General features: G+C 71.9%; 14 protein-coding genes and 1 riboswitch. Of the genes, 13 read left to right on the plus strand and 1 reads right to left on the minus strand.

Going from position 1 to position 16,338, the window contains the following annotated elements; genetic code table 11:
* Nucleotides 1–75 precede the first annotated feature (75 nt).
* Nucleotides 76–172: riboswitch (glycine riboswitch) on the minus strand.
* Nucleotides 173–389: 217 nt separating this feature from the next.
* The 13 genes from ABT122_RS11215 to ABT122_RS11275 all read left to right on the plus strand — a co-directional run bounded on the left by ABT122_RS11215 (nucleotide 390) and on the right by ABT122_RS11275 (nucleotide 15,531).
* A complete protein-coding gene (locus tag ABT122_RS11215) occupies nucleotides 390–1,076 on the plus strand; it encodes an AAA family ATPase (protein WP_351548772.1) in 687 nt (228 codons plus the stop codon).
* A 274-nt stretch (nucleotides 1,077–1,350) separates the two neighbouring features.
* Entirely contained in the window at nucleotides 1,351–2,097 is a 747-nt protein-coding gene (locus tag ABT122_RS11220; RefSeq protein ID WP_351548775.1) for an enhanced serine sensitivity protein SseB, read from the plus strand.
* A gap of 77 nt (nucleotides 2,098–2,174) precedes the next feature.
* Nucleotides 2,175–2,984, plus strand: a complete 810-nt coding sequence (locus ABT122_RS11225) for an enhanced serine sensitivity protein SseB C-terminal domain-containing protein (protein ID WP_351548933.1) — start codon at nucleotides 2,175–2,177, stop codon at nucleotides 2,982–2,984.
* A gap of 637 nt (nucleotides 2,985–3,621) precedes the next feature.
* The gene (locus tag ABT122_RS11230) at nucleotides 3,622–4,626 is read left to right on the plus strand and encodes an ABC transporter permease (protein WP_351548778.1); all 1,005 of its coding nucleotides are present in this window, start codon (nucleotides 3,622–3,624) and stop codon (nucleotides 4,624–4,626) included.
* A gap of 173 nt (nucleotides 4,627–4,799) precedes the next feature.
* Nucleotides 4,800–6,575: an ABC transporter substrate-binding protein gene (locus ABT122_RS11235; RefSeq protein WP_351548781.1), complete on the plus strand. Its 1,776-nt coding sequence runs from the start codon at nucleotides 4,800–4,802 to the stop codon at nucleotides 6,573–6,575.
* 159 nt (nucleotides 6,576–6,734) lie between these two features.
* Nucleotides 6,735–7,733, plus strand: a complete 999-nt coding sequence (locus ABT122_RS11240) for an ABC transporter permease (RefSeq protein ID WP_351548783.1) — start codon at nucleotides 6,735–6,737, stop codon at nucleotides 7,731–7,733.
* Entirely contained in the window at nucleotides 7,730–8,935 is a 1,206-nt protein-coding gene (locus ABT122_RS11245; RefSeq protein WP_351548785.1) for an oligopeptide/dipeptide ABC transporter ATP-binding protein, read from the plus strand. The genes ABT122_RS11240 and ABT122_RS11245 overlap by 4 nt, the downstream gene beginning before the upstream one ends.
* The gene (locus tag ABT122_RS11250; RefSeq protein WP_351548787.1) at nucleotides 8,932–10,080 is read left to right on the plus strand and encodes an ABC transporter ATP-binding protein; all 1,149 of its coding nucleotides are present in this window, start codon (nucleotides 8,932–8,934) and stop codon (nucleotides 10,078–10,080) included. Before ABT122_RS11245 ends, ABT122_RS11250 begins: the two co-directional genes overlap by 4 nt.
* A gap of 132 nt (nucleotides 10,081–10,212) precedes the next feature.
* Nucleotides 10,213–10,875 carry a trimeric intracellular cation channel family protein gene (locus ABT122_RS11255; RefSeq protein ID WP_351548789.1) on the plus strand — a complete coding sequence of 221 codons (663 nt, stop codon included), beginning with the start codon at nucleotides 10,213–10,215 and terminating at the stop codon, nucleotides 10,873–10,875.
* Between the two features lie 60 nt (nucleotides 10,876–10,935).
* Complete coding sequence (locus ABT122_RS11260; protein ID WP_351548792.1) at nucleotides 10,936–11,787, plus strand: thioesterase family protein; 852 nt, start codon at nucleotides 10,936–10,938, stop codon at nucleotides 11,785–11,787.
* A 186-nt stretch (nucleotides 11,788–11,973) separates the two neighbouring features.
* Nucleotides 11,974–12,834, plus strand: coding sequence for an SRPBCC family protein (locus ABT122_RS11265; protein WP_351548795.1), 861 nt, complete (start codon nucleotides 11,974–11,976; stop codon nucleotides 12,832–12,834).
* 160 nt (nucleotides 12,835–12,994) lie between these two features.
* The gene (locus ABT122_RS11270; RefSeq protein ID WP_351548798.1) at nucleotides 12,995–13,951 is read left to right on the plus strand and encodes a helix-turn-helix transcriptional regulator; all 957 of its coding nucleotides are present in this window, start codon (nucleotides 12,995–12,997) and stop codon (nucleotides 13,949–13,951) included.
* Nucleotides 13,952–14,367: 416 nt separating this feature from the next.
* Nucleotides 14,368–15,531 carry a cysteine desulfurase family protein gene (locus ABT122_RS11275; protein WP_351548801.1) on the plus strand — a complete coding sequence of 388 codons (1,164 nt, stop codon included), beginning with the start codon at nucleotides 14,368–14,370 and terminating at the stop codon, nucleotides 15,529–15,531.
* Nucleotides 15,532–15,562: 31 nt separating this feature from the next.
* Here ABT122_RS11275 and ABT122_RS11280 read toward each other — a convergent pair whose 3' ends face one another.
* Complete coding sequence (locus ABT122_RS11280) at nucleotides 15,563–16,294, minus strand: N-acetylmuramoyl-L-alanine amidase (protein WP_351548804.1); 732 nt, start codon at nucleotides 16,292–16,294, stop codon at nucleotides 15,563–15,565.
* Nucleotides 16,295–16,338: the final 44 nt, after the last annotated feature.

Here is a 16,338-nt window from a genome sequence, read left to right on the forward strand (position 1 = left end):
GACCCCGCGTACGGATGGTCGTGACTTGCACCTTGGGTGGAGCCGCACGGCGGCGGCCCGCTTTTCAGATCTGCCTCATCGCACGCGGTACGGGGCCTGAGAGATTCAAGGGAGGAACTTGCTCCTTCGGCGCCCGGCACCGAGGTGACCGGGACTCTCCCGCGCGGATTCAAGCGGCCGGTATGCAGTTTGGGGCCACATCATTGCACGCATCGGGGTCGGATGGGGGGTGGGGCGGGGCTCGTTCCGCGCCGGGCGCGGGGAACGGCGCGAGGGGGAGGCGCGCCACTTCACGGACGCGCCTCAACAGCAAATCAGTTGTGTCCCATTACCATTTCTTTACGCTTCTTGGGCAAGTGTGTGGGTGACCTGACGAGGGGGAGGGTGTGATGACGTTGCAGCACTCCGGTGGTGCCTGCGCCGCGACCGCGGGCGTGCCCGCGCAGCCACAGCCGGTAGCGGCCCGGCGGCTCCGGGGCGGGCTGGGGGCGCCGGTCCCGGTCCTGCGGGATCTGCGGGGGCGCGCCGGGCGCAGCCCTCGGCGGCTGATGTTCGCCGCCGGGGATGTGGTGGTGGTGTCCGGGCTGCCGGGGAGCGGAAAATCCACCCTGATCAGGCGTGCCGCGCGGGGCCGGGGGATCGATTCGCAGGACGCGCGGGACCGGTGGGACGCGCGTGCGCCGGGGTTTCTGCCGTACGCGGTCTACCGCCCGCTCGTCCGTATCGCGCACTACGCCGGGCTGCGGCGGGCGCTGCGCTCCGGGGAGAGTGTGGTGGTGCACGACTGCGGTACGCAGGCGTGGGTGCGGCGCTGGCTGGCCCGGCGGGCCCGGAGCCGGGGGACGGCACTCCATCTGGTGCTGCTGGATGTGCCGCCGCAGGTGGCGCGGCAGGGGCAGCGGGAGCGGGGGCGGGGGGTCTCCGGGTACGCGTTCGCGCGGCACCGCAGGGGGGTGGGGCGTCTGATCGCCGACGCGGAGGCGGGGAGGCTGCCCGCCGGGTGCGCGTCGGCGGTTCTGCTGGACCGCGACGCGACGACGGCCCTGACCCACTTGACCTTCGAGCCCTCACCGTAGCGGCCCGCCCTGTGCCACGGAGTGCCCGAGCGGACTCAGCCGGTCCGGGGTGCCTCCCAGAGGCAGCTCTGGGGAGTTTGAGGACGGACCCTGTGCGACAGGTGGCCGCACGGTGCGGGCCTCCGTCGGGGGCCGGCCCCCGAACTCCCGCTCTCCACCGCCGGAGGGGCTGGATGTCGTGCCCCGGCGGGTTCGAGGGGAGGGCCCGGCGGCATTAGGGTCATGGGGAAAGCCGTGGGGACGACCGGCGCAGCCGGGGGAGAGGGCCAGCGACATGACCATTCCGGATCAGGCACAGCCGCACACCGCCGGCTGGCCGGCCAACGAGCTGGAGGAGGCCCTCACCGCCTCCCTCGACACCCCCTCCGCCACCCCCCGCCTCCTGGAGGTCCTCGGCCGCAGCCCCCTCTGGGTCCCCCTCCCCAACGGCGGCTCCCCGGAGAGCCGCGACCTCGACCTCCCCACCCTGGAGATCGACGGCGCCGCCTATGTCCCCGTCTTCAGCTCCGAGCAGCAGTTCATGAGCTGCGTCGGCCCCCATATGTCCTTCACCGTCGCCCCCGCCCGCGAGTTTGCCCGGGGCCTGCCCCCGCAGCTCGGCATCGCCGTGAACCCGGGCGGCGCGGTCGGCGCCCCGCTGCCCCCGCCCGCCGTCGCCGAGCTGTGCCGGCACCCGGAGGGCCCGCCCGCCGGCGGGCGGGTGCGGCTCTTCGAGCCGGACTGGCAGGAGGAGCCGGTCGACTTCCTGGCGGCGGCGGCCGGCGAGTTCCAGGAGGCGGGGACCGTCCGCACCGCGCGCCGCGCCCTCGCCTCCGTGGAGGCCGGTCCGCCCTCCCTCTTCGTCGGCGTCCAGCTCGACTCCCCGGACGGCACCCCCGCGCTCGACGCCCTCGGCCGGGCGCTCGGCCGGGTCCAGACGCCCTGGCCGGTCAATCTCATCCTTCTCGATGTGGCCCAGGACCCCGTCGCCGACTGGATGCTGGCGCGGATGCGCCCCTTCTATCAGCGCGATCACGCGTAGTCCCGAAGGTCGTCAAGTCGGCGTCAAGGCGGCCGATTAAGCTGGTTCCCATGGAGTCGGAGAGGGGCGGAACCAGGGTGAGCGCGTCAGGCACCGCTGCGGCCGGGCAGGTCGAGCACATGCTGCGCCAGGTGTCGCCCGGGCGCTACGACGCGTACGAGGCACTGCTCAAGGCGCTCGCCGACCCGGCCACCGGCCAGGTCTGGATGCTGCTCTGGCACGGTATGCCCGGTTCTCCTGACGCCCAGTACGGCAATATGGAGATCGACGGCGCCGGGTACGCCCCCTGTGTCACCTCCGCGCAGGAGCTGGCCGTCTCCGGCTGGAACCGGGCCCATGAGAGGGTCTCGGGCGCCGACATCGCCCGCACCCTCTTCCCCGAGCGCTGGGGGATCTGGCTGAATCCGCACGCTCCCGGCGGTGGAGTCGGCATCCCCTGGCCGGATCTGCGCCGGATCGCCACGGGCCTGGAGCGGATGCCCGCCGGTCCGCTGCGGCTCTCCGAGCCGGCCATCGAGATCCCGCACTTCTACGCCCTGCTCTCGCAGAACGCCCACCGCACCCCGGCCGTCAGATCGCTGCGCCGGGCCTGGGTGCAGCCCGCGCTGGGTGCCCCGTATCTCGTCATCGGGCTGGATCTCTACGACACCGGCCGGCCATCGGTGGACGCGGCCCGGGCGATGATGCAGCAGTCGATCGCGGCGGTCCCCGAGGGGCTGCCGGTGTCGACGGTCGCGATGTCGGACGAGTACGACCCGGTGACGATGTGGCTGCGGGCCCACGCCCGTCCGTTCTACGACCGGGAGGCGCACGGCGCCCCCGACCGCCCCGCCGCCGGCTACGGCTACCCGCCGGCCCCGCCCGTTCCGCCGATCCCACCCCGCTGATCCACCGCCCCTCCGGCCCACCGCCCCACCGGCCCCGCCCGGCCCCTCGATCACACGTGATCACTCAGGAATCACCGGAATCACCGTGATCACCGCGGGGGCCGGCAGCCGCCGGGGCACCCGCGATCGCGGCACCCGCGCGGAACTCCGGGGGCCGCCGGATACCCAACCCGCCCCGAACGCAAACGCGTTCGGGGCTCGCTCGTTTCAGCGGACGCCACCCACCCCACCCCGCCTTCGTTCCACGGTACCCACCCCCATCCTCCGGTGAATTCACCACCCGGTCCCGCTCAACACCATGGAATCCCAGGGCGGTTCCGTCGGTCCCCTCCCTCCGATTCCGTCAACTACCCATCAGTAGACGGAAGATGGCGTCCCGCTCAGCCAACGGCGCCGTCCGGATAACGGAATCCCTCTACGCGCATCACGTTTGAGCAACCATTCACCGAGGGGGCTGGCGGCTGGTCGCACGACCATTGAAGACTCCCGCAGCAAGGGAAGATTCCCCCCGTGTACGGAGCGCCGCACCGGTACGTACTCGTATCAAGTGGCCTTGGTGCACCCGATGTTGTGAGAGAAGCCGCTTCAGCGGCGGGTACGGGCCGGATACCTCCGGCCGAGAGGGGTCCCCACCACGATGACGGCACCATTGCACGACACCAGCGTGGACGCGGAGAAGTCCGCGACCGTCGATGCCGCGGCGACCGCAGCCGGCACGTCGGTCGAGGGACGGTCGCTGCGGCAGATCGCCTGGGCCCGCCTCAAGCGGGACAAGCTCGCGCTCGCCGGCGGTGTCGTCGTGCTCCTCCTCGTCGTCGTCGCGGTCTTCGCCCCCCTGATCGTCAGCCTGCTGGGCCATCCGCCCAACCAGTTCCACCAGGACAAGATCGACCCGCTCTTCGGCACCCCCATCGGCTCCTACGGCGGCATCAGCTCCGAGCACCTGCTGGGCGTCGAACCCAACAACGGGCGCGATGTCTTCAGCCGGGTCGTCTACGGGGCGCGGATCTCGCTGCTGGTCGCCTTCCTCGCGGCCGTGGTGGCCGTGGTGCTGGGCACCGTCCTCGGGATCATCGCCGGCTACTTCGGCGGCTGGGTCGACTCCGCCATCAGCCGGGTGATGGACATGCTGCTGGCCTTCCCGCAGCTTCTCTTCATCATCTCGCTGGTCTCGGTCCTCCCCAACGACCTGCTGGGCATGACCGGCAGCAATGTCCGCATCACCATCCTGGTCCTGGTGATCGGCTTCTTCGGCTGGCCCTACGTCGGACGCATCGTCCGGGGTCAGACCCTCTCCCTGCGCGAGAAGGAATACGTCGAGGCCGCCCGCAGCCTCGGCGCCGGCCAGCGCTATGTGCTCTTCAAGGAGCTGCTGCCCAACCTGGTCGCCCCGATCACCGTCTACACCACGCTGATGATCCCCACCAACATCCTCACCGAGGCCGCGCTCAGCTTCCTCGGCGCGGGGGTCCGGCCGCCCACCGCCTCCTGGGGCCAGATGCTCTCCACCGCGGTGGACACCTATGAGTCCAATCCGACCTTCATGGTCGTCCCCGGGCTCGCGATCTTCGTGACGGTGCTGGCCTTCAACCTCTTCGGCGACGGCGTGCGCGACGCGCTCGACCCCAAGGGCACCCGGTGAGAACCCCCGGGCCGCGCCCGAGGACCCCCGGGCCGCGCCCGAGCACCGCCGATCCGCGCCCGAGCACCACCGACCGACCCACAACTGAACGCGCCCCTGCCACAGCAGGCCAGGCGGCACCCGATGGTCCCCGGCTCCACGGGAACCGCGCTACCCCGGAGGTTGCAGGAACAATGACACCCCAACGTTCGTCGAGGACCAGGCGCATCGCCGGAGCGGCGCTCGTCGTGGCCGCCCTCACGGCCACCGCGGCGTGCGGCGGCGGTGGCGGCGGCAAGGAGGGGGGCGACGGCAAGGGCGCCGGCTACAACGCCGCGGTGAAGGGCGTCGCCAACCAGTCCGCCAAGAAGGGCGGCACGCTGAAGTTCATCGGCAAGCAGGACTTCGACTCCACCGACCCGCAGCGCCAGTACTACGGCATGTCCTGGGACTTCTCCCGCTTCTACGCCCGCCAGCTGATCTCGTACGCCCCCAAGCCGGGCCCGGCGGGCGCCGAGCTGGTGCCCGACCTCGCCAAGGCCAAGGGTGTCGTCTCCAACGACGGCAAGACCTACACCTACGAGCTGCGCGACGGCATCACCTGGGAGGACGGCACGCCGATCACCGCCCAGGACATCAAGTACGGCATCCAGCGCAGCTGGGCCACCGATGTCATCACCGGCGGCCCCGCCTATCTGCGCCAGGTCCTGGACCCCAAGGGCGAGTACAAGGGCCCCTACAAGGACAAGAGCGCCGACAAGCTCGGTCTGAAGGCGATCCAGACCCCGAACGACAAGACGATCGTCTTCAACCTCGCCACCGCCAACGGCGACTTCGAGCAGATGCTCGCCATGCCGACCGGCTCCCCGGTGAAGAAGGAGAAGGACACGGGCGGCAAGTACCAGCTCAAGCCGTTCTCCTCGGGCCCGTACAAGTTCGAGTCGTACACCCCGAAGAAGGGTGCCGTCCTCGTCCGCAACGACAAGTGGCAGAAGGCGTCCGACCCCATCCGGGCCGCGCTGCCCGACAAGGTCACCGTCACGATCAACTCCAACATCGAGGCGATCGACGAGCTGCTGATCAAGGGCGAGTACGACATCGACCTCAACGCCACCGGAATGTCGCAGGCGGGTCGCACCAAGGCGCTCAAGCAGCACAAGGACAACGTCGACAACATCGAGACCAGCTTCATCCGGTACGTCAACATCGCCAGCAAGGTGGCGCCGTTCGACAACATCGAGTGCCGCAAGGCCGTGATCTACGCGGCCGACTACAAGTCGATGCAGACCGTGCGCGGCGGCCCGGACGCGGGTGGCGACATCGCCACCAATATGCTGCCGAAGTCCATCAAGGGCTCCTCCGACTACGACCCCTTCGGCATCCTCGCCCGTGAGGGCAAGCCGGACATCGCCAAGGCGAAGGCCGCGCTGAAGGCCTGTGGCAAGCCCGACGGCTTCTCCACCAACATCACCGCCCGCACCAACAACCCGGGCGAGGTCCAGACCGCCGAGGCGCTCCAGGAGTCGCTGAAGGCCGTCGGCATCAACGCCCAGGTCGAGACGTTGGACGGCGCCGAGTCCGCCAGCATCACCGGCTCGCCCGCGGTGGTCAAGAAGCGCGGTCTGGGTCTGGTCATGATCGGCTGGGGTCCCGACTTCCCGACCGGCCAGGGCTTCTCGCAGCCGATCGTGGACGGCCGCTTCATCGTCCCCAACGGCAACTACAACATCTCCGAGACCAACGACCCGAAGATCAACAAGCTCTTCGACGACGCGCTCAAGGAGACCGACCCGGACAAGGCCGGTGAGATCTACAAGGAGATGAACCACGCCGTCGCGGACCTCGCCGTGATGATGCCGTTCATCTACGAGAAGAACTTCACCTGGCGCAGCTCGCGGCTGACGAACGCCTACTCCTCGGCGGCGTACAACGGCCGGTACGACTACGTCTCGCTCGGCGTCGTCAAGTAGAAGTCACCGGCTGCCAGCCGGCGGGCCGACCGCCCCTGGTGACGAGTCACCTCCCACCATCGCCCACCCCGCCAGTCCCGAAGGGCAGGTGATGGCCTCGGGCGGTGGCCCGGGGAACCCCGATGAGGGGTTCCCCGGGCCACCGCCGGGCCGCGCACAGTGCTTGCTTATGTCATCCGGCGCTTGTTCGCCGTCGCCATGATGTTGTTGGTCGTGACCCTGACGACCTTCTGCATCTTCTTCGTGCTGCCCAAGTGGGCCGGCACCGATCCGGCGTATCTCTTCGCCGGGAAGCAGACCGACGAGGCCGCGATCGAGGGCATCCGGCAGAAGCTCGGCCTCGCCGATCCGGTGCTGGTGCAGTTCTGGAACTTCGTCCAGGGCCTGTTCGCCGGCCGGGAGTACGCCAACGGCGCCGATGTCACCAAGTGCCCGGCCCCCTGCTTCGGCTACTCCTTCCGCACCGAGCAGGATGTGTGGCCCCAGCTCACCGAGGCGATCCCGGTCACCCTGTCGCTCGCCGCGGGGGCCTGTCTCCTCTGGGTGGGCGGCGGAGTCGCGGCCGGAGTGGTCTCGGCGCTCCGCCGGGGCACGGTGTGGGACCGGGCCGCCATGACCGTCGCCCTGGCCGGCGTCTCGCTCCCCATCTACTTCACCGGCCTGCTCTCGCTGGCGGTCTTCAGCTACCAGCTCGACTGGGTCAGCGGTGAGTACGCGCCGCTGGAGGAGGACTTCGCCCAGTGGTTCCAGACGCTGGTGCTGCCGTGGATCACCCTCGCCTTCCTGTACGCGGCGATGTACGCGCGGCTCACCCGCGCCACCATGCTGGAGATCATGGGTGAGGACTACATCCGCACCGCCCGCGCCAAGGGCCTCACCGAACGGGTCGTCATCGGCCGGCACGCGATGCGCTCCACCTGGACGCCGGTGCTGACCCTGCTGGGACTGGACCTCGGGGCCCTGCTCGGAGGCGCCGTGCTCACCGAGTCCACCTACAACCTTCCCGGCCTCGGACGGCTCGCGATCGAGTCCATCAACACCAAGGACCTTCCGCTGATCCTCGGCGTGACCCTCTTCGCGGCGCTCTTCATCTGTGTCGCGAACCTCCTCGTGGACCTGCTGTACGCCGTTGTCGACCCGCGAGTGAGGCTCGGATGACCAACCTCGGCACCACCGACCCCACCGACCCCACCGAGCCCGGTGCGTCCGCCGACCCCACCGACCCCGGCGCGTCCGCCGACCCCGGCGCGTCCGGCCCGGCCGGCGCACCGGGTCCGTCCGGACTGGCCGCCGGCGAGGTCGCCCTCGCGGGCTCGGCCGCCCCGACCGCCTTCCTCGAAGTCCGCGATCTGCGGGTGCACTTCCCGACCGACGACGGTCTGGTGAAGTCCGTCGACGGGCTCAGCTTCCAGCTGGAGAAGGGCAGGACCCTCGGCATCGTCGGCGAGTCCGGCTCCGGCAAATCCGTCACCTCGCTGGGCATCATGGGCCTGCACACCGCCGGGCAGTACGGCCGCCGCAAGGCGCGGATCTCCGGTGAGGTCTGGCTCGACGGGCAGGAGCTGCTCGGCGCCGACCCCGACCGGGTGCGCAGGCTCCGGGGCCGGGACATGGCGATGATCTTCCAGGACCCGCTCTCCGCGCTCCATCCGTACTACACGATCGGCCGGCAGATCGTGGAGGCGTACCGGGTCCACCACGACGTCGACAAGAAGACCGCGCGCAAGCGGGCCGTCGAGATGCTCGACCGGGTGGGCATCCCCCAGCCGGACAAGCGGGTGGACAACTATCCGCACGAGTTCTCCGGCGGGATGCGCCAGCGCGCGATGATCGCGATGGCGCTGGTGAACAACCCCGAGCTGCTGATCGCCGACGAGCCGACGACCGCCCTGGACGTCACCGTCCAGGCCCAGATCCTCGATCTGATCCGCGACCTCCAGAAGGAGTTCGGCTCCGCCGTCATCGTCATCACCCACGATCTGGGGGTGGTCGCCGAACTCGCCGACGACATCCTGGTGATGTACGGCGGCCGGTGCGTGGAGCGCGGCCCGGCCGAGAAGGTCTTCTACGAGCCGCAGCACCCCTACACCTGGGGTCTGCTCGGCTCGATGCCCCGTATCGACCGCGACCAGACCGAGCGGCTCATCCCGGTCAAGGGCTCCCCGCCCAGCCTGATCAACATCCCCGACGGCTGTGCCTTCAATCCGCGGTGCCCGTACGCCGACGTGCCGGAGAAGGATGTGACCCGTACCGTCCGCCCGGACCTCCGGACGGTCGGCGGCGCGCACTTCTCCGCCTGCCACATGGCACCGGAGACGCGGACGCGGATCTGGACCGAAGAGATTGCGCCCAAGCTGTGAGTGAGACTGTGAAGATTCCCGGACAGGCCGGCGTCCCGGCGGCGGCTCCCGACGCGCTGCTGAAGGTCGAGGGGCTGGTCAAGCACTTCCCCATCCGCAAGGGGATGCTGCGGCGGCAGACCGGCGCCGTCCAGGCGGTCGACGGGCTGACCTTCGACGTCCGGCCCGGGGAGACCCTCGGCGTGGTGGGCGAGTCCGGCTGCGGGAAGTCGACCATGGGCCGGCTGATCACCCGGCTCCTCGAACCCTCCGCCGGGAAGATCGAGTTCCAGGGCCACGACATCACCCATCTCGGGGTGGGGGCGATGCGCCCGCTGCGCCGCGACGTCCAGATGATCTTCCAGGACCCGTACTCCTCGCTGAACCCCCGGCACACCATCGGCACCATCGTCTCGGCGCCGTTCCGGCTCCAGGGCATCAGGCCCGAGGGCGGGATCAAGAAGGAGGTCCAGCGGCTGCTGGAGCTGGTCGGTCTCAACCCCGAGCACTTCAACCGCTATCCGCACGAGTTCTCCGGCGGCCAGCGCCAGCGCATCGGCATCGCCCGCGCGCTCGCCCTCAAGCCGAAGCTGGTGGTGGCGGACGAGCCGGTCTCGGCGCTCGATGTCTCCATCCAGGCGCAGGTGGTCAATCTGCTGGACGACCTCCAGGACGAGCTGGGGCTCACCTATGTGATCATCGCCCATGACCTCTCGGTGATCCGCCATGTCTCGGACCGGATCGCGGTGATGTACCTCGGCAAGATCGTGGAGCTGGCGGACCGGGCCTCGCTGTACGAGTCGCCGATGCACCCCTACACCAAGGCCCTGCTCTCCGCCGTGCCCGTGCCCGACCCCCGGCGGCGCGGGGTGCGGAGCGAGCGGATTCTGCTGAAGGGCGATGTGCCGTCACCGATCGCGCCGCCGCCCGGGTGCCGGTTCCACACCCGCTGCTGGAAGGCGACCGCGGTCTGCGAGGAGAAGGAGCCGCCGCTGATCGCGCTGGGGCCGGACCGGCAGGTGGCCTGCCACCACCCGGAGAACGCTGAGAGCACCGCGAACGCGGCGAACGCCGCGACCGCTGAGAACACAGAAGGCGCGGAGGGCGCGCAGATCACGGAGGGTGTGAAGGGCGGAGCCGGGGAGCCGGGCACGGCGGCGGAGTAGAGCCACCGGGCCGGGCGGTCACCAGAAGTCACCGGGAGTCGCCGGGAGCCACCGGGCCGGGACCTGCGGGCTGCCGGGCGGGTCGGGAGCGGGTGGGCCGGAAGCGCTCCCGGCACCCGGCACAATCGTGCGGTGCTCCAAGAATTCTTCACCCCCTCCGTCCAGCACGCGCTCGACCTCGCCGGGATCTTCGTCTTCGCGATCTCCGGCGCGCTCCTCGCCGTACGCAAGAACTTCGATGTCTTCGGCATCGCGGTGCTCGCCGAGGTGACCGCGCTGGGCGGAGGGCTCTTCCGCGACCTGATCATCGGGGCCGTGCCCCCGGCCGCCTTCACCGACCTCGGGTACTTTCTGATGCCCCTGGTGGCCACCGCCCTCGTCTTCTTCCTCCACCCCCATGTGGAGCGCATCCAGACGGGCGTCAATGTCTTCGACGCGGCCGGGCTCGGGCTGTTCTGTGTGACGGGGACGGTCAAGGCGTACGAGTACGGCCTCGGCCTGACCTTCTCGGCGGTGCTGGGGCTCGCGACGGCGGTCGGCGGCGGGGTGCTCCGCGATGTCCTGGCCAATGAGGTCCCCTCGCTGCTGCGCTGGGACCGCGACCTCTACGCCGTACCCGCGATCGTCGGCGCGGTGATCACCGCGCTCTGTATCCGCTTCGACGCCCTGAACGCGCTGACCAGCGGGCTCGCCGTGATGACCGCGCTCACCCTGCGGCTGCTCGCGATCCGGTACCACTGGCGGGCGCCGCGCGCCTGGAACCGCCGCTCGGCGATGGCGGACGACGGTCAGTGAGGGGGAGATCCTCCCGGAAAAAGCTACCGCTCAGTAGGGTCATTCTTGTACGGTGCTGCCATGGCACAGGCAGTTCAGGCATCCATCGGGGACAGCGAGTTCGACCGCGACACCGCCGTCACCCGGCGCGCACCCGGCGTCTACGACGCCGAGCTCTCGGCGGGCTGGACGATCCTCCGCGCCGTCAACGGCGGCTATCTGCTCGCCCTCCTCGGCCGGGCGCTGAGCGACACCCTCCCGCACCCCGACCCCTTCACCGTCTCGGCGCACTATCTGAGCGCCTCCCGGCCCGGCCCCGCCGTGATCCGCACCGAGACCGTCCGGACCGGCCGCACCCTCTCCACCGGACAGGCCTCCCTCGTCCAGTACGAGGAGGACGGCACCGAGGTCGAGCGCATCCGGGTGCTCGCCACCTACGGCGACCTGGAGCTGCTCACCCCGGACGTGGGCACATCGGCGACCCCGCCGCCCATCCCGCCGTACGAGCAGTGCCCCGGCACCGACGACGCGCCGCAGCCGGTGCTCCCCGGCAGCACCGCCATCCTGGACCGGCTGAGCCTCCGGCTGGACCCCGCGACCGTCGGCTGGGCCCTCGGCGCGCCCTCCGGCAAGGGGGAGATGCGCGGCTGGTTCGGGCTCGCCGACGGGCGGGACGCCGATCCGCTCTCCCTGCTGCTCACCGTGGACGCCCTCCCGCCGACCGCCTTCGAGCTGGGCATCCAGGGCTGGACCCCGACCATCGAGCTGACCACCCACATCCGCTGCCGGCCCGCTCCGGGCCCGCTCCGGGTCGCGATCACCACCCGGAACGTGGCGGGCGGCTTCCTGGAGGAGGACGCGGAGGTCTGGGACAGCCGCGACCGGCTGGTGGCGCAGTCGCGCCAGCTCGCGAAGGTGCCGGGCGGGCAATGAGGCCGCGAGGGCCGGTCACCGTCCGCCCGCGGGCCCGGGTGGCCGGGCCGGGCCGGGGTGCAGGGGTCCCGGGACTGCCGCAGACTGCGACCGGGGGCCCGTGACAGGCCGGCGACCCGCGACGGCCGGCGACCCGCGACCGGGAGGACCCGCGACCGGGGGGCCTCGACGGAGGACGGCTGCCCCATGACCACCCACCACCCCGACACCCTCACCACCGTCGACGGCCGGACCACCCTGCGGATGGAGCGCCGTCTCGCGCACCCGCCCCAGCGGGTCTGGGAGGCGGTCACCCGGCCCGGGCTGCTCGCCCGCTGGTTCCCCGCCGAGGTGCGGGTGGAGCCGCACCCCGGCGGCAGGATCGGCTTCCTCTTCCCCGGCGGGGGAGAGCCCGAGACCACCGGTACGGTCACCGACGCCGAGGAGCCGCGCCTCTTCGCGTACACCTGGGGCGAGGACCGGCTGCGCTGGGAGATCGCCCCCGACGGCGACGGCTCCCTCCTCACCCTGGCGCACACCTTCGGCGACCGGTTCGGCGCGGCGAGCTTCGCCGCCGGGTGGCAGCTCTGCGTCACCGCCCTGGGACAGCTGCTCGACGGGGCGGAGATCAGCGCCGAGCGGGACACCGGCGGCACCCTGCACGAGGAGTACATCGCCCGCTTCGGCCTCGACCAGGGCACCGTCGAGACCACCGGCGACGGCTGGCGCATCCGCTTCGAGCGCCAGCTCGTGCGCCCGGCCCGGACGGTCTGGGCCGAGCTGGCGGCGGGCTCGACCCCGCTGCTCGGCGGGCCCGTCCCGCGCGGATTCACCACCCCCGCGAGCCCGCCCGGCCGGATCACCGCACTGCGCCCGCCCGGGCTGCTCGCCTACGCCCGAACCCCGCCGGGCGAGGTCCGCTGGCGGCTCACCGGCGGCACGGGCCACGGCGCCCGGCTGATCCTCACCCAGACCGGGCCGCCCACGGCCGCCCCCGAGGCCGCCCTCGACGCCTGGCGGGCCAGGATCGCGGAGCTGGCGGCCCGGCTGGGACGGCTGCCGGGCTGAGGGCACGGGCCCCGGCCACACGGTCCTCACCGGCTCCGGGAAGCGGGCGGCGCCGCGTTCGTCCAGTCCGTCTCCCGGTGGCCGTCCGCGCTGTGACGATCCGCACTCTCCACGGGAAACCCGCCACCGCCCGTCACCTCGGGGCGGGAGGATCGAGCCCGTGAAATCCGACCGGCTCCTGTCGATCCTGCTCCTCCTCCAGACCCGGGGGCTGGTGCGCGCCGCCGAACTCGCGGAGCGCCTGGAGGTCTCCGTGCGCACCATCTACCGCGATGTCGAGGCGCTCTCCGCCGCCGGGGTCCCGGTCTACGCCGAGCGCGGGCGGTACGGCGGGATCACCCTGCTGCCCGGGTTCCGGACCGATGTCACCGGGCTCACCGAGGACGAGTCCCGGGCCCTGTTCGTCCTCGCGTCCCGGGGCGCGCACTCGGCGCTCGGCCTGGACCGGGCGCTCGGGTCCGCGCTCCGCAAGGTCATGGCGGCGCTGCCCGAGCCGCACCGGCCGGCGGCCGAGCTGACGAGCCGGCGGATTCTGGTCGACCCCGAGCGCTGGCTCACCCGGCGGCCCGGGGCGGCCGTCGACCTGGACGCCCTCAACAGCGCGGTCTTCACCGACCGCAGGCTGTGGCTGCGGTACCGCAGGGGCGGGGCGGGCGAGCCGCGGGAGTATCTGGTCGACCCGTACGGCCTCGTGGTGAAGGCCGGGGTCTGGTACCTGGTCGCCGACAAGGAGGGCGAGCCCCGGCTCTTCCGGGCGGACCGGGTGGACGCCGCGCATGTCGTGGACGAGCCGGCGCGCCGGCGGGCCGGGCTGGAACTCGCGGACATCTGGCGGACCCTGCGCAGCCGGATCGAGGACCCTCCGGAGGAGTCCCCGGTGACCGCCCGGGTCAGGGCGGACCGCCTGGATCTCTTTCTGCGGCTGCATCTCGGGCGGCTGAGGGGTGGGCCGGTGGAGGAGGGCGGGGAGTGGTTCCGGGTGGAGCTGGGGTTCTCACCGCTGAGGGCGGTGCGCTCGCTGCTCGCCTTCGGCGCGAGTGTCGAGGTCCTCACCCCGCCCGCGGCCCGCGAGGACCTCGCCCGCGAGGCGGCAGCGATATCGGCTCTCTACGAGTAGCCCAAGCGCCCCCCGCCCGGCCGGACGAGGACGGCCCGAACATTTCCGCCCGGCCGGACGAGGACGGCCCGAACATTTCCGTCCGGCGGACGAGGACGGCCGGGGCATCTCCAGCCCGTCCGGCGTTTGAGGACGGACCCTGTGCCACGGGTGGCCCGAGCAATTCCGGCCGGTCGGGCGAGGACAAGCCTCGTGTGGCGGGCGCCCCGGGCATTTCCAGCCCGTCCGGCGTTTGAGGACGGACCCTGTGCCACGGGTCACCCGAGCAATTCCGGCCGGTCCGGCGAGGACAACCCTCGTGCGACGGGCGCCCCGGGCATTTCCAGCCCGTCCGGCGATTGAGGACGACCCCCCGCGGCCGGCGGCCGCACCGCACGGGCCCCCGGGGCCGAGGGGCTCGTTAGGATTGGGGCACCATGGCTTACCTCGACCACGCTGCGACCACTCCCATGCTGCCGGAGGCCGTCGAGGCAATGACCGCGCAGCTCACCACCACCGGCAACGCCTCCGCCCTGCACGCCGCCGGGCGGCGCGCCCGGCGGACCGTCGAGGAGGCCCGGGAAACCCTCGCCGAGGCCCTCGGCGCCCGGCCCAGCGAGGTGGTCTTCACCTCCGGCGGCACCGAGGCCGACAACCTCGCCGTCAAGGGCCTCTACTGGCAGCGCCGCGACGCCGACCCCGCCAGAACCCGCGTCCTCTCCAGCCCCGTCGAGCACCACGCCGTCCTCGACGCCGTCGAGTGGCTCGGCGAGCACGAGGGCGCGACCGTCGAGTACCTGCCGGTCGACCCCTACGGCCGGGTCCACCCCGAAGCCCTCCGCGAGGCGATCGAGCGCAACCCGGACGATGTGGCGCTCGCCACCGTGATGTGGGCCAACAACGAGATCGGCACGGTCATGCCGATCACCGAACTCGCCGCCGTCGCCCACGAGTTCCACATCCCCCTGCACTCCGACGCCGTCCAGGCCTTCGGCCAGCTCGAACTCGGCTTCGCCGCCTCCGGCCTCGCCGCCATGACCGTCTCCGGCCACAAGATCGGCGGCCCCTACGGCACCGGCGCCCTGCTGCTGGGCCGGGAGTACACCCCCGTACCGGTGCTGCACGGCGGCGGCCAGGAGCGCCATGTGCGCTCCGGCACCCTCGACGCCCCCGCCATCGCCGCCTTCGCGGTCGCCGGCAGGCTCGCCGCCGAGCGCCGCGCGCGGTACGCCCACGACGTCGGCTCCCTCCGCGACGAACTGATCCGCGCCGTCCGCGCGGCCGTCCCCGACGCGATCCTCGGCGGCGACCCCGACGACCGCCTCCCCGCCAACGCCCACTTCACCTTCCCCGGCTGCGAGGGCGACTCCCTGCTCCTCCTCCTGGACGCCCAGGGCATCGAGTGCTCCACCGGCTCGGCCTGCACGGCCGGGGTCGCCCAGCCCAGCCACGTACTCCTCGCCACCGGCACCCCCCCGGACCTCGCGCGCGGCACCCTCCGCTTCAGCCTCGGCCACACCTCCACCAAGGCGGATGTCGCGGCGGTCGCCGAGGCGATCGGACCGGCCGTGGCCCGCGCCCGCACCGCCGGACTGAGCTGACCGGCCCCGCCCGGGCCGGCCACCCGGCGGGCTACCCGGCGGCGGCCCGCGCCGACGGCATCGCCGCCCGGACCAGCTTCATGTAGCGGTCCCAGTCCCAGTGCGGCCCGGGGTCCGTGTGGTCCGTCCCCGGCACCTCCACATGCCCGATGATGTGCTCCCGGTCCACCGGCAGCCCGTACCGCACGCATATCCCCGCGGTGAGCCGCGCCGACCCCTCGTACATCGCGGCCGTGAAATCCCGCGGCCGGTCCACGAACCCCTCGTGCTCTATCCCGATACTGCGCTCGTTGAACGAGCGGTTCCCCGCGTGGAAGGCCACATCCAGCTCACGGATCATCTGTGCCACATGCCCGTCCTTGCGCACCACGTAGTGGGTCGCCGCGCCGTGCCCCGGGTTCTTGAAGACCCGCAGCGCCGTGGGGTAGCTCCCCTGCACCACATGGATGATCACCCGGTCGATCGTGAAGTCGTCGGGGCGGTCCGCCAGCCGCCAGTTCGCCGTCGACGCCGCCGTCCACTCCGCGTCCGCGTGGTCCAGCTCACCCTCCTTGCGCGGCTTCGCCATCCCCGGCACCCGCCACCACAGCCGCTCCAGCTCATCCCACGCGAGCGCCCCGGCGCCCGCCACCACGGCCGCGCCCCCGATCAGCACACCCCGTCTGCCCAGCCGCGGTCTCCCGCCCTTGCCCCGCCCGCCCCCCTTCGCCCGGCCGCCGCCGCCGCTGCCTCCGGCGGCACTGCTTCTCGCATCGCTTCCCATGCCGTCTTCAACGCATACGCGCGAGCTCCTGGTTCCCCGGGCCC

It is taken from the genome of Streptomyces sp. NPDC001985 (genome assembly GCF_040296845.1).
Lineage (GTDB): Bacteria > Actinomycetota > Actinomycetes > Streptomycetales > Streptomycetaceae > Streptomyces.

Bases quoted from the DNA above. Each gene is read 5' to 3' on its own strand.
- ABT122_RS11275 (WP_351548801.1), top strand. From the start codon at position 14,368: ATGGCTTACCTCGACCACGCTGCGACCACTCCCATGCTGCCGGAGGCC.
- ABT122_RS11215 (WP_351548772.1), top strand. From the start codon at position 390: ATGACGTTGCAGCACTCCGGTGGTGCCTGCGCCGCGACCGCGGGCGTG.
- ABT122_RS11260 (WP_351548792.1), top strand. From the start codon at position 10,936: ATGGCACAGGCAGTTCAGGCATCCATCGGGGACAGCGAGTTCGACCGC.
- ABT122_RS11265 (WP_351548795.1), top strand. From the start codon at position 11,974: ATGACCACCCACCACCCCGACACCCTCACCACCGTCGACGGCCGGACC.
- ABT122_RS11245 (WP_351548785.1), top strand. From the start codon at position 7,730: ATGACCAACCTCGGCACCACCGACCCCACCGACCCCACCGAGCCCGGT.
- ABT122_RS11220 (WP_351548775.1), top strand. From the start codon at position 1,351: ATGACCATTCCGGATCAGGCACAGCCGCACACCGCCGGCTGGCCGGCC.
- ABT122_RS11230 (WP_351548778.1), top strand. From the start codon at position 3,622: ATGACGGCACCATTGCACGACACCAGCGTGGACGCGGAGAAGTCCGCG.
- ABT122_RS11280 (WP_351548804.1), bottom strand. From the start codon at position 16,294: ATGGGAAGCGATGCGAGAAGCAGTGCCGCCGGAGGCAGCGGCGGCGGC.
- ABT122_RS11235 (WP_351548781.1), top strand. From the start codon at position 4,800: ATGACACCCCAACGTTCGTCGAGGACCAGGCGCATCGCCGGAGCGGCG.